This window comes from Ekhidna sp. (assembly GCF_965247405.1).
Taxonomy (GTDB): Bacteria; Bacteroidota; Bacteroidia; order Cytophagales; family Cyclobacteriaceae; genus Ekhidna.
On record NZ_OZ252014.1, the window covers coordinates 713,170 to 727,088 of the forward strand.

The window sequence follows — 13,919 nt, forward strand, 5'->3', positions numbered from 1 at the left end:
CCGAGTCATGGGAATCTTAGATAATTAAGAGAGATTCACAAGTCTCGCTCCTATGTCGTTCGCAAGGGAATACCGTGAAAAAATGTTTTCTGTATGCAACTATTCCAATTTTCAATTGTATTTGATTTACAATCATGAAAGAAACTATTTATAGTTATCTTCGTATTTGATTGACAATTATGAAATTAATATGAAAAGGGAATCTTATCAGCTAGGAGAATTGGAAGAACTTGTCTTGATGATAGTGGCAATTCTCAAAGAGGAAGCCTATGGCGTGAAGGTGATGGATGAAATTGAAAACCAGATCAAACGAAAGGTAAATATTAGTGCCGTGCATACTACACTGGATAGACTGGAGAAAAAGGGGTTTGTCTCCTCCTACATGGGAGGTGCCAGCGCTGAGCGAGGGGGCCGAAGAAAAAGACTGTTTCGAGTGACTGCAGAAGGCAGCAAAGCCATTGAGTTTGTTCACAGTACAAGAAACTCGCTGTATCAGCAGATTCCAAAAACCAACTTAGGATTTGTACAATGAAAGAAAAAACTCCACCAAAATGGGCGTTACGATTCCTTCGCACCTTCTGCAAGGACAGGTACCTCGAGCAAATCGAGGGAGATCTGCTTGAACTGTTTGAGCGGAATCATTCACGGAGAAAGTTTGCCTGGAACACCATTCGGTTTTTTCGGTGGAGGTACTTAAAAGAACTAGACGATTTTGAACAATTAACCACACTAGCAATGATCAAAAACCATCTTAAAGTAGCAATAAGGACATTATCAAGACAAAAGTCTTATTCAGCCATCAATATTTTAGGACTGGCTGTCGGGCTTGCGTCATGCTTGCTGATCACTATTTATGTTCAGCACGAAAAAAGCTACGATCGATTCTATCCTGAGGCAGAATACATGTACCGTGTTGCCAATGGTGAAAGAGGACCCTGGACTCCACCACTACTGGCAGAAACAATGATGCTGGAAATAGCAGAAATAGAAGTCTCTACACGAGTATCTGGTTTATGGGAGTCGCTTTTCCAAATCGATGATCGCAGCTTTATTCAAAAAGGATCGGCGCATGCAGATCCCAATATGTTTAAAGTCTTTGAGACCACATTCCTGAAAGGTGATGCGGAAAAAGCCCTTTCGGAACCAAATTCAATTGTTCTAACAGAGTCTTTGGCAAAGAAGTGCTTTCCTGACTCTGAAGCATATGGTCAAACGATCATGATTGATGAAACAAACATGAAGGTGACTGGGGTGGTGGTAGACCCACCAAATAACACTCACTTTCCATATCAATATGTTATTTCTGAAGTACAACCCTACCACACCCACTGGACAGGAAATAGTGTTTGGACCTACGCCAAAATCAACAAGAATGCAAGCCCTGTGGTAGTAAACGAACATTTGAGACAGCTGTTTAAAAAATATACCGGACCCGAAACTCTGAAATGGAGTGGCCATTCCACCTTTGAGGAGTTAGAGGCTGAGTATCCAGACCGGCTGTTTGGCTACACGCTCTATCCGGTCACTGATATTCACCTTCACAACCCAAGATTTTCAATGAATAATGGTGGAGATTATAAAAATGTAATCATCTTCTCCATGATTGCTATATTCATTTTGCTAATCGCTTGTGTTAATTACATTAACATGGCTACCGCCCGATCAGCTTTAAGATCTAAAGAGGTTGGAATAAGAAAAGCACTTGGTTCCTATAGAAAGAATATTGCTTCGCAATTTCTGATAGAATCTATGCTTATCACCTCGATCGCAGTGCTTTTGGCTTTGGTTATTGCATGGTCTTCCATCGATTTCTTCAATCAGCTTACTGGTCGTGAGTTTAGCCCGCAAGAGCTTTTTACTCCAATGAATCTCTTAAATATGCTGATGCTTCTGTTGGTTGCGGGGTTGCTTGCAGGGTCTTATCCTGCATATATCATGTCCGGCTTTTCCCCGTTAAAAGCCTTAAGGGGACAAAAACAGCAAGCGGGCAAGAGAGGACTTAGAAGTGGTCTGGTAGCTTTTCAATTTGCTATTTCTGCATTTCTCGTAGCGGCCACAGTTGTTATTTTCAAACAGGTTCAGCACATGCAGTCACATGATCTTGGGCTTAATATTGACCAGACTCTGGTAATTAATGGTGGAAGGGTGCTTGGAGATAAATATGAAGTATTTAAAACGGAGTTGGAATCGCTACCCGGCATAGAGGTAGTTGGTAAATCCAGCAATGTCCCATTCCATGGATTTGGAGACTGGGCTTATAATGTGCCAACAGAAGATAACAGATCCGTTAGTCCATATAACACCTTTACCTCCCACGAAATCCTGGAAGTACTGGATATAGAGATGTTGAAAGGCAGATTCTTCCATGATAACATGTCCGATACCTCTTCGGTTGTTATTAATGAATCTTTAGCAAAAGAACTTGGATGGGATGATCCAATAGGAAAAAAAATCTCACGTCAGAGTGTATTAGATTTTACGATAGTAGGTGTTGTTAAAAATTTCAATTACACCTCTTTGAAGCATGAAATTGGTTCCATGATTTTTCGATACGGTGGTGGCCCCTCTCAGGAAATCGGTGAACACCATCAGGCATATGTATTAGCAAAAATCTCTTCGAAGGATATTTTGAAGACCATCAACTCCATCGAAAATATTTGGAACGAAAATGCTAGGGATTATCCACTGGATGCTTTCTTCCTGAATGATTCCTTTCAAAAGCATTATGAAGCAGAAAGAAAGTTTGGGGGAGTTTTTACTACTTTCTCCTTGCTGGCCATACTCGTCGCGTTCCTGGGACTCTTCGCTCTCACCACCTTCGTTCTTCAAAAACGATTTAAGGAAATCGCAGTAAGAAAAGTATTGGGAGCCACTGTACCTTCACTCCTACGTATGATGATCAGAGACTTCACTCGATTGGTCATGATTGGTGGAGTTGTGGGAATTGGAGTTGCCTTCTACTGGCTGAATGACTGGCTGGAAGGGTATAGCTACCGAATCGAACTAAGTTGGTATCTATTGGTACTCCCGATTATTCTAATATTGGTACTTACCTGGGTGGTTGTAAGTGCTAAATCTTACAAAGCTGCGGTAGCTAATCCGGCCAATGCTTTGAAGGAAGAATAGTCTTTATAAAACATAATTTTCTAAGCAGCTCCCGTGCTGCTTTTTTTATTTCTAAACCAACTCCTGACGATTGTCATAAGTAATCCTGACCATCCTCCTATATCAAAAAGACCGGCGAATCTACCTTGGACTCGAATCAACAAGAAAAGGGATGGGAGACGAAAGAAACAACAAACAACTTGACCTTACGAAAGAGGATTTAGCATTAATCAACTCAAAAGAGGGAATTCAAAAAATCCTTAGAGAAAAGAATCACGACATTGAGAAACTGATGTTTGGGCTAAACTATCAGCATGAGCTTAAACAGCTTCAAGTAGAGTTGGTTAAACTTCAGCGAGATATCTATATGAACAACCGACGTGTTGCAATCATTTTTGAGGGAAGGGATGCGGCAGGAAAGGGAGGAAATATCAGACGTTTCATCGAACACCTCAATCCTCGCTCTATGAGAGTGGTGGCATTAAGCAAACCTTCTGAAGTAGAGAAAGGACAATGGTATTTTCAGCGGTATGTTAATACCTTACCCAATCCAGGGGAAATAACTTTTTACGATCGAAGCTGGTACAATCGTGCAGTTGTTGAACCGGTTATGGGTTTTTGTACTGAGCAGGAATATAAAAAGTTCTTACTGCAAGTCCCTGAATTTGAACACATGCTATATGAAGATGGTGTAGAAATCATCAAATTCTGGCTCTCCATATCAAAAGCAGAGCAGAAAAAGCGCTTCGACTCAAGAAAGGGTGACCCCCTCAAACAATGGAAACTGAGCCCTATAGACGAAAAAGCTCAGGAGCATTGGGATGATTACACACGCTACAAGAAAGAGATGTTTTCCCGAACACACATGTCCTACAGCCCGTGGATCATCATTGAAGCAAATAATAAAAAGAAAGCACGATTAGAAACGATCCGATATGTACTGAATCATCTGGACTATGAAGGAAAAGACAAAGCAAACATTTCATTAAACCCTGATCCTGAAATAGCCATGCGCTACCACCGGGCATCAATCACAAGTGACTAACTATAAATAACACAATCATGAAAAAGAGAGAAAAAGTATCCAACGTAATGACGAAGGATGTATTAACAATAAACGTGAACAACTCCCTGAAAGAAGCCAATTCACTTTTTGCTAAACATAATATCAGGCACATACCTGTAGTTTCCGGAGACAACCTCATAGGAATACTTAGTAAGACCGATATTCTGCGGATCAGTTTTGGTGATACCTTTGGAGACGAGCAATCAGGTTCCGATGAGGCAATATTCGATATGCTATCTATCAACCAGGTGATGAAACACAGCCCTGAGACCGTAGGATCTGAAGACACTTTAAAAGAAGCCGCTGAAATACTTGCTAAAAGAGAATTTCATGCACTGCCAGTAGTAGATGGTGAGAAGCTTGTTGGAATCATAACAACCACGGATATCATCAATTATTTTCTTGAACAATACTAAGTTCTAAATTACCACTCGCAGAGAATAATTTCAGCTGATCACTTTGCCTCCGGTAAAGTGATCAGCTCTTTGTATCTTCAAAGCCTAACCTTTTAAGATATGAAGTTATTATTATTCGCATTTCTGATAATCGAAGTTGCATCATTTAGCAGCTTTGCACAACCTCAAGTGGTAGACCAAGAACGTTTTTCGTTTGAGCCCGATCTTCCAATCAACGCAGACATTCAATCACCTGAGCAATTTTTGAATTATCCGCTCGGTGAAAACTTTACCGGTTACGCACATATCGTTCAATATTATAAGGCGCTAGCATCTTCATCTCCACGAGTGCTTTATAATGAGTATGGTGCAACCTATGAAGGAAGACCACTGGTCAATCTGGTGATCTCTTCTCAGGAAAATATCAATAACATCGATGCAATCAAAGAGGAGCATTTAAACCTTCTCACTGCATCTGATTCTGAGGCACAGTCCATCATTGAAAATCAACCGGTTTTCACCTCCTTTTCTTACAACATTCATGGAAATGAAGCCTCCTCCTCCGAGGCTGCCATGCAGGTAGCTTATCGAATGGCGGCTGCCACGGATCAGGAAACGCTGGACATCCTGAAAAACTCTGTCATCATCATGTATATCTGCATTAATCCGGACGGAAGAGATCGGTACGTCTATTGGTACAAATCCATGAAACGATTGGGAAGACCTGGAGTAGAACCTAAAGATTTAGAGCATTTTGAAGACTGGCCGGGAGGCAGAACCAATCATTACTGGTTTGACCTGAACAGAGACTGGATATGGGGCGTGCACCCTGAATCCAGAGGGCACACAGGGGAGTATCAAAAGTGGATGCCGCAGGTTCATGTGGACTATCACGAGCAAGGATACAATTCTAATTACTTCACCATGCCGGGGACCACACCAAGAAATAAATTACTTCCGGATACATACGAGCCCTGGTCTAAAGTCTTTGGTGATGCCAACGTTGCAGCGTTTGACAAGCATCAAATCAACTACTTCACCCGAGATGCCTTTGACTTCTTCTATCCTGGTTATGGCTCCAGCTGGCCTAGCGTAATGGGTGCCATTGGTATGCTTACCGAGCAGGGAGGTCACTCCGCAGGTGGACGTATTGTAGAAACAGATGACGGTTATCACCTGACTTTGCGTCAACGAATTTTTGATCACTATACAACATCTATTGCCACCATCAAAGCATCTGCCAATAATCGAAAAGAGTTGCTTAAATACAGTTTTGATGCCTGGAAGCCAGCCAATAGTAAAACAAGTACCAAAGCATACTTCTTTGCAAACAATGACATGTACGCTGATGAGCTGGTTCGGGTATTGAAACGAAATGGAGTTTCAGTCTATCGGGCTAATAGTAATTTCCAGGTTACTGCTGCAAAAGACTATCGCACCGGGTCGGTCGGCAGGAAGTCGCTCCCACAAGGAACTTTCGTGGTTCCTACCGATCAACCACGAGCACTGTTTATCAACAGCATCATGGAGCGAAATATGGCTATCGAAGACTCTGTCATGTATGACATGGCTACATGGTCGGCTCCAATCGCTTATAATCTTGATGCCTGGTCAACAGCCGGCAGTTATTCTGTGGATATGGAAGAGGTAGTTGAAATGCCGAAAAGTCAAGGCGGGGTAGCCAATAATGAAGCAGGCTATGCGTACGTGATTGATTGGTCGCAACGAAATGCTCCGCAAGCACTGGCAATGCTCTGGGCAAAAAAATACAACGTGAGATCTGCTGAAAAACCCTTCAGTGATGGTAATTATTCATTTCCTGCTGGCTCGTTGATCATTCTAAAAGGACGAAATCGGGAAAAATCCAAGACGATCGATGAAGACATCAAGCAAATAGCCATCGCTTCAGGTGTTAAGATTGTTGGTTTCAACTCTGGTCGAATGAAGACAGGGATGGATTTGGCCAATACTGGAAATCGACCTGTCAAGCAACCTAAAATTGCCATAATGGTAGATCCGCCATTTAGCTCCTATACAGGAGGTCAGATTTACTTTCTTTTTGACTGGGTGACACAGTTGCCAATTGAACGCATTCGAACGACTGCTCTGGAACAAACCAGCCTCCCAAAGCAAGGATTCCGGTTTGGTGGCGCTGACCTCAAAGACTATGATGTGCTGATCCTTCCAGGGGGTGGAAGCACACTCAAAGCATTATTTGGTGAGGAACAGCAGGAACAAATCAAAGAATGGATCAATGACGGAGGCACCTTGATTGCAACTGAAAGTGCTGCTTCCTTCCTCACGAAAGAAAACTCCAAAATCACGGAAGTAGAAATGAAGAAAAGCCCGAAGGATAGCAGCGATGAGCGCAACTACCTAAAATATGCCGATCGCGAGGATTATTTTGGGAAGCGAAGAGTTCCGGGATCAGCAATGAATGCCATAATCGACACAACTCATCCACTCGCATTTGGCTTGAAATCAAGCCTCTATTCACTTAAGTTCGGTAATGATGGAATCATTCCCTCAGAAAAAATACAGACTGTAGGCTATTACGAAAAAGATCCATCCAGCCTGTTGGTAGCCGGCTATGCATCGAAAGAAAACCTGGAACATATCACAGGACTCGCTTTTGCAGGTGTCGTTAATATGGGTGAGGGTAAAATTGTCTACCTGATCGATAACACCCAGTACCGGATGTTTTGGCTTGGACCATCACGCTTGATGCAAAATGCAGTGATGATATTGCCCGGATTCTAAACCTTCATCCGATGTATCACTATTTATACATTCAAAAATGACTCCTTAAGTCTCCTCCACGGAGGAGAAAGAGGTGGGTTCTTGAAGAAAAGTCATTTTTGAATATTAAATTATAAGACCAGAAAACATAATTATAAAACCCACCGCTGCGGCGGACCGTCCCTACCCCTCCCAGGAGGGGAATAAATATATTTTCCAAAATTCTGTGGACTTCTAAACCTAACCCTTAAAACCATGAAAAAATACCTCTTAATTATTCTAGCATTATTCACATTTTCAACCGTAGATGCCCAGAAAAAGAATAAATCAAACGACTCAAATAAAATAGATGCCTCGTTATATGAAGGCCTAAAATGGCGAAACATTGGCCCAACGCGTGGTGGTCGAAGTGTTGCTTCCTGCGGAGTGGTGAACGACCCCATGACCTACTACATGGGAACCACAGGAGGTGGAATCTGGAAAACTACAGACGGAGGTATCAACTGGCAAAACATCTCTGACGGACAACTAAAAACCGGAACCGTTGGAGCGATCTCGGTCGCTGAATCAGATCCCAATGTGATCTATGCAGGTATGGGCGAACATGCAATTCGGGGTGTAATGACCTCCAGTGGTGATGGTGTTTATAAAAGTACAGATGCAGGGAAAACTTGGAAACACATCGGGCTGGATAAGTCCATGCATATCTCGGATGTTGTCATACATCCTTCAAACCCAGACATTGTCTATGTGTCGGTACAGGGAGCGCTTTATGGACCTTCCGGGGAGCGAGGTGTCTACAAATCGATTGATGGTGGTGTCAATTGGAGAAAAGTCTTGTTTGTCGATAGCAGCACCGGTGCTTCTTCCCTTTCCATGGATATGACCAACCCTCGTATCCTTTATGCTGCTATGTGGGATCATCAGCGATACCCATGGACGGTTAGGTCAGGTGGACCAGGGTCAGGACTTTACAAATCAACAGATAGCGGTGAAACCTGGGAGAAGATGGAGGAAGGACTTCCTGAAGAGTTTGGTAAAGCGGGAATCTCTGTTTCTCGCGCTAACCCGGATCGTGTCTTTGCGATCATCGAAGCAGAGGGATCTAAGTCAGGTCTTTATCGATCAGATGATGCGGGCAAGAAGTGGATGCAAATAAATAAAGACAGAGTTCTGATCACACGCTCATGGTACTACATGGAAGTATTCGCAGATCCGCAGGATGAGAACAAAGTCTTTGTCTTGAATGCACCGGTCATGAAATCCATTGACGGAGGTCGAAGTTTTTCAAATGTCTCTGTCCCTCATGGTGACAATCACCATTTGTGGATCAATCCCACTAATAATCAGCTTATGATCAACTCCAATGATGGAGGTTCAAATGTCTCTTTCAATGGAGGGCAGTCCTGGTCAACACAACAAAACCAGCCTACCGCTCAGTTTTATCGAGTAATCACTGATGACCTGGTTCCTTATAATGTCTACGGCGGCCAACAAGACAATTCAGCGATAGCTATTCCAAGCCGGACCAATGGATGGGGTATTGGATGGAAAGACTGGTATTCCGTGGCAGGATGTGAAAGTGCCTACCTGGCATTCAATCCCAAAAATCCGGAGGTGATTTATGGTGGATGTTATCAGGGAATCATTGAGCGATGGGAGAAAAAAACCGAAGAGGGTAAGCCGATCATGCAATACCTGGAGCAGCGTTTGAGTGGTATTCCCAAAGACTTCAGCCACCGCTTCAATTGGAACGCTCCGATTGTTGCATCACCGCATGATCCAAATACCATTTACCATGCAGGTAATGTCGTTTTCAAAACGACTGATGGAGGATTATCCTGGGCAACCATCTCAACGGACCTTACTAGGAACGATACCACCAAGCAAGGACCTGGTGGAAGGCCATTCACAAACGAAGCAGCAGGTGGAGAAAACTACAATACCATCATGTACCTGGCGGCATCCTCGCATGAAAATGGAGTGATTTGGGTTGGTTCAGATGATGGATTGGTACATATTACCAAAGACGAAGGTGCCAACTGGACGAATGTGACACCAAAAGGATTGCTGGAAGGTATCATCAACTCGATTGAAATATCTCCTCATGACCCAGCCACAGCTTACATCACGGTCATGCGATACAAATTCAACGACCTAACTCCACTGATATTCAAAACTAATGATTACGGTTCCTCATGGACGAAGATCACCAATGGATTTGATGACCCAAATGGATTCCCTCGAGTGGTTCGGGAAGATCCTAAAGTGAGAGGCTTGCTTTATGCCGGTACGGAAACCGGGCTTTATGTGTCTTCGGATGATGGTGCCAACTGGTCCAAACTTCAACTAAATCTGCCTGTGGTTCCTATCAATGATTTGACCATTAGACAAAATGATCTGGTAGCTGCTACAGCTGGGCGATCATTCTGGATTTTGGATGACCTGAGTGCTATCCAGGGAACACTAGGAAAAGGAATGAAAAATGGTGCATTGTTTACCAAGGAAAATCACTATCGAATTTTGGGTGGAAGTGCTCCTGTTGAAGCAGGCAAGAATCCCTCTTCAGGCGTGACTTTTGATTATTTCCTCAGTGAAGAATTACCTGATAGTGTTGAATTGAAAGTAGAGATTCTTGATGGCAATGAAGTAATCAGATCATTCTCCAGCCAGAAAGATGAATCATTCAAGTCGTTCCAGGGTGGACCTCCTGCCCCACAGATTTTACCCGTGAAAAAAGGCGTAAATCGTTTTACCTGGGATTTTAGGCGTGAGACACTTCTTGCAGTGGATGGCGTTTTCTCTTTTGGGGATTACACTGGATCGAGGGTAGCACCTGGTGCCTATACGATTCGACTTTTAACAGAGGAAGACACAATTTCTACTCAAGTAAACATTTTGGAAGTACCTGGTCAGGAATATGCTAAAGCTGACTGGGAGTCGCAACAAAACATGCTTACAGAGATTGAGGATATGATCCGAGACATGCACGAGAGCGTGAATACTATGCGGTCGGGAAAAGCACAGCTGCAAGCGTATCAGAAAAGGTTGAAAGACCTGGAAGAAGCTAAGGATTTACTGGATACAGCAAAAGCATTGGTTCAAAAAATCGAAGCGTGGGAAAACGAACTCATTCAGCCGAAACAGGAAACCTTCCAGGACGTAATCAATTTCCAAAATAAGCTGAACAGCCAAATGATGAGTTTGAAATCCTTTATTGATGTAGCTGATCCGCGATTAACGCAAGGCGCAAAGGACCGATATGATGACCTGAAGGAAGAATGGGAATCATATGCTGAGCGTAAGAATGAATTGATCAATATCGAGTTGAAGGCTTTCAATGACCTTTACAAAAAACTTAACTTACCAGCGGTAATACTCGAAGATTAATTGATGCGACTACTTTATGTGATATTGCTTCTTGCAACAATCGTTTGCAAGGGGCAATTCAACCCGTCCGAGATTGAAATCATCCGTGACCAATGGGGTGTACCACACATCTATGCTTCTACAGATCCGCAGGTCTCCTATGGTTTAGCCTGGGCACATGCAGAGGATGACTTCAAAACCATTCAAGAGATCTTGCTTGCAGCCAAACAAATGATGGGTCGCTACCAGGGACCTGATGGAGCACCCATCGACTATGTGGTTGGCCTGCTTCGTTGTGAAGAAATTGTCAAAGAACATCTGGATGAAGTTGATCCCGCATTTATCAAAATCGCTGAAGGATACGTTGCTGGTTTGAATGCCTATGCAGAAGCTCACAAAGAAGAAGTTTTAGTGAAAAAGGCCTTTCCGGTTTCTATTACGGATATTTTCAAAGCATACGTCCTGCAACTAGCGGTGCAGGATGGTGCAGACAATCTCATTCGGAACCTCTTTGATGGTAAGGTGGATACGGTGGATTTTGAAACAAAAGGATCCAATGCGTTTGCCATCAGCAGGAAGAAGACCACCAGTGAGGAAGTGTTTCTGGCTGTGAATTCTCATCAGCCACTCGAAGGACCTGCCGCATGGTATGAAGCACATCTTGTCAGTGATGAAGGTTGGAACATGCTTGGAGGATTGTTCCCTGGTGGACCTGTGATCTTTCATGGAACCAATGAACACCTGGGGTGGGCTCACACCGTCAATTATTTTGATAAAAGAGATGTTTTCCAATTGGAAATGCATCCGGATAAGGAAAATTTATACCGGGTAGATGATGAATGGCTGCAATTAGAAAAACGAAAGATCAAACTGAAAGTCAAAGTCTTCCTTGGAATCAAAATTGGAGTGAAGCGGGATGCTTTTTACTCGATTTACGGTCCGGTGGTTAAGAATGACAAAGGAGCGTTTGCTTTTCACATGGCCGTATTTGATGAGATACGTGCCATCGAACAATGGTACAAGATGAACAAAGCAACCAACCTTGCAGAATTCAAAGAAGCATTATCAATGACGGCCATCCCCAGCTTTAATATTGTCTATGCAGACAAATACGACAGCTTGTTTTATGTGGGAAACGGAAAAGTGCCCGAACGAAATCCTAACTATGACTGGAGCACTACCCTCCCAGGAAATATTTCTGAAATCATACCACAATACTATCATCCCTTTTATGATTTACCACAAATCACCAACCCTTCATCCGGCTATTTATTCAACACCAACAATGGTGCATTCAATGCCACTGCTACATCCGATAATCTTAAGCCTGCAGACTTTGATTCTACCATGGGCTATCGTGCGTATGATAACAATCGGAGCTATCGTTTCATGGAATTGATTGATCAATATGATCAACTGAGTTGGAATGATTTCCTGGATATTAAATATGATGCGACCCTACCAGATTCCCTGGTTTATTGGATCGACCTGAATCCTGTTTTTGATTTGGATCCTGCACAAGCTGATTCTGCTGAGCAAGTGCTAAAGATTATCCAAAGTTGGGATAAGAAGGCAGATGTGAATGCAATGGGTGCTGCTCACTTGAATATTTTGTATAAAGGTCTGGCGCGTGTTTCTGATAAGATTGACGTAAAAAACGTTTCTACTGAACAGTATTACAAAGCAGTGGACTATGTAAGAAGATACCTGCTTCACTATTTTGGAAAGATCGATGTAACCCTTGGTGAATATCAAAAGCTGGTGCGAGGTAATGAAGAATATCCAATTGGCGGTTTACCTGATGTCATTGCAGCCATGCATTCTGATTATATGGGTGAGGGTAAAGTACGAGCAAAAACCGGTGAATCGTACATCATGATGGTGAGATACCCTAAAGAAGGTTTACCGATCATTGAAACTGTCAATGTCTTTGGTGCTTCCAATCGACCGGACAGTCCCCATTATGATGATCAGATTTCCTTATTCCTTAGCCAAAAGCGAAAGCCAATGACGCTGAATATTGATGAAGTCAGGAAAAATGCTGAACGAATTTATCATCCTGAGTAGTTTATCATATCCTCCTTCCCAATGGGAGTCACTGTTACTCTCATGCCAAAGATTCCCAAGTCTCGTTCGTACCTCACTCATAAGGGAATAGGGATTAATTTTAGGTTGACCTAGTCGTCTTTCTGATCCTTTCCTTCAGAACGCACCTTAAGTAACCAAACTTTCGTCATCCAGCCTGCCCGATCAACCATTTATCATTTCGTAGAACCTCGGATCAATAAAATAAAATAAATTGATACGTATGATGCACTAACTGCATCATATACTAAAAAACAATCACGATGAATCTAACTATCAGCAACTTATCAAAGACCTATTCAAATGGCGTAAAAGCGCTAAATGATGTTTCTCTGGATATTCCAACCGGTATGTTTGGACTCCTGGGTCCTAATGGAGCCGGAAAATCCAGTCTCATGCGTACCATTGCCACATTACAAGAGCCAGATACTGGCAGCATTATGCTAGGCGATCTGGATGTGCTTCGCGAAAAAGATGAAGTAAGAAAGATTCTGGGCTACCTCCCTCAAGAATTTGGTGTTTACCCAAAGGTATCCGCTGAGGTGCTCCTTGATCACCTGGCTGTGCTCAAGGGGGTCGCTAACAGCAAAGAGCGTAAAGAGTTAGTAGAAAGCCTCCTACACAAGACTAATCTGTGGCAAGCCAGAAAGAAAAACCTGGGTGGCTATTCCGGCGGGATGAAGCAACGTTTCGGAATTGCACAAGCCCTCCTTTCGAACCCAAAGTTGATTATTGTAGATGAGCCAACCGCAGGTCTGGATCCTGCAGAAAGAAACCGTTTTCTCAACCTGTTAAGTGAATTGGGTGAAAATACGGTGGTGATTTTAAGTACGCACATCGTGGATGATGTGAAGGAACTATGTACCAGTATGGCTATCATCAACCTGGGAACAGTCCTTTATCAGGGAAGTCCGGCCAACGCTCTGGAAGAAGTAGCGGGCAAAGTTTGGAAGAAAAAGATCGAAAAAGTGGAATTAGAACAATATCAGAGCGATTTCACGGTCATTTCTGATCGATTGATTGCAGGGAAACCTGAAATACATGTGCTGTCTGACACTAAACCAGATGCATCATTTGAAGCAGTAGAAGCAGATCTGGAAGATGTGTATTTCTCTCATATTTTATCTTCAACTCAACCTGAAGCGGTACCCGCTTAATTC

8 protein-coding genes are annotated in these 13,919 nt (G+C 42.9%); all 8 read left to right on the forward strand.

Annotation, left to right across the window (positions count from 1 at the left end; genetic code table 11):
* Window positions 1-190 precede the first annotated feature (190 nt).
* The 8 genes from ACP14Y_RS03200 to ACP14Y_RS03235 all read left to right on the forward strand — a co-directional run bounded on the left by ACP14Y_RS03200 (window position 191) and on the right by ACP14Y_RS03235 (window position 13,916).
* Window positions 191-532, forward strand: coding sequence for a PadR family transcriptional regulator (locus ACP14Y_RS03200; RefSeq protein ID WP_424961528.1), 342 nt, complete (start codon window positions 191-193; stop codon window positions 530-532).
* Window positions 529-3,126, forward strand: a complete 2,598-nt coding sequence (locus ACP14Y_RS03205; protein ID WP_424961529.1) for an ABC transporter permease — start codon at window positions 529-531, stop codon at window positions 3,124-3,126. Before ACP14Y_RS03200 ends, ACP14Y_RS03205 begins: the two co-directional genes overlap by 4 nt.
* Window positions 3,127-3,277: 151 nt before the next feature.
* Window positions 3,278-4,150, forward strand: coding sequence for a polyphosphate kinase 2 (ppk2, locus tag ACP14Y_RS03210; protein WP_424961530.1), 873 nt, complete (start codon window positions 3,278-3,280; stop codon window positions 4,148-4,150).
* A 17-nt stretch (window positions 4,151-4,167) separates the two neighbouring features.
* A complete protein-coding gene (locus ACP14Y_RS03215; protein WP_424961531.1) occupies window positions 4,168-4,587 on the forward strand; it encodes a CBS domain-containing protein in 420 nt (139 codons plus the stop codon).
* A 99-nt stretch (window positions 4,588-4,686) separates the two neighbouring features.
* The gene (locus tag ACP14Y_RS03220; protein WP_424961532.1) at window positions 4,687-7,326 is read left to right on the forward strand and encodes a M14 family zinc carboxypeptidase; all 2,640 of its coding nucleotides are present in this window, start codon (window positions 4,687-4,689) and stop codon (window positions 7,324-7,326) included.
* Between the two features lie 234 nt (window positions 7,327-7,560).
* Window positions 7,561-10,695 carry a VPS10 domain-containing protein gene (locus ACP14Y_RS03225; protein WP_424961533.1) on the forward strand — a complete coding sequence of 1,045 codons (3,135 nt, stop codon included), beginning with the start codon at window positions 7,561-7,563 and terminating at the stop codon, window positions 10,693-10,695.
* 3 nt (window positions 10,696-10,698) lie between these two features.
* Window positions 10,699-12,741 (forward strand): penicillin acylase family protein, encoded by a 2,043-nt coding sequence (locus ACP14Y_RS03230; protein ID WP_424961534.1) that lies wholly within the window; start codon window positions 10,699-10,701, stop codon window positions 12,739-12,741.
* A 281-nt stretch (window positions 12,742-13,022) separates the two neighbouring features.
* Window positions 13,023-13,916 (forward strand): ABC transporter ATP-binding protein, encoded by an 894-nt coding sequence (locus tag ACP14Y_RS03235; RefSeq protein ID WP_424961535.1) that lies wholly within the window; start codon window positions 13,023-13,025, stop codon window positions 13,914-13,916.
* Window positions 13,917-13,919: the final 3 nt, after the last annotated feature.

Excerpts from the sequence above, each read along its gene's own strand:
- ACP14Y_RS03225 (WP_424961533.1), top strand. The coding sequence starts at position 7,561 with ATGAAAAAATACCTCTTAATTATTCTAGCATTATTCACATTTTCAACC.
- ACP14Y_RS03220 (WP_424961532.1), top strand. The coding sequence starts at position 4,687 with ATGAAGTTATTATTATTCGCATTTCTGATAATCGAAGTTGCATCATTT.
- ppk2 (WP_424961530.1), top strand. The coding sequence starts at position 3,278 with ATGGGAGACGAAAGAAACAACAAACAACTTGACCTTACGAAAGAGGAT.
- ACP14Y_RS03235 (WP_424961535.1), top strand. The coding sequence starts at position 13,023 with ATGAATCTAACTATCAGCAACTTATCAAAGACCTATTCAAATGGCGTA.
- ACP14Y_RS03200 (WP_424961528.1), top strand. The coding sequence starts at position 191 with ATGAAAAGGGAATCTTATCAGCTAGGAGAATTGGAAGAACTTGTCTTG.
- ACP14Y_RS03215 (WP_424961531.1), top strand. The coding sequence starts at position 4,168 with ATGAAAAAGAGAGAAAAAGTATCCAACGTAATGACGAAGGATGTATTA.
- ACP14Y_RS03205 (WP_424961529.1), top strand. The coding sequence starts at position 529 with ATGAAAGAAAAAACTCCACCAAAATGGGCGTTACGATTCCTTCGCACC.
- ACP14Y_RS03230 (WP_424961534.1), top strand. The coding sequence starts at position 10,699 with ATGCGACTACTTTATGTGATATTGCTTCTTGCAACAATCGTTTGCAAG.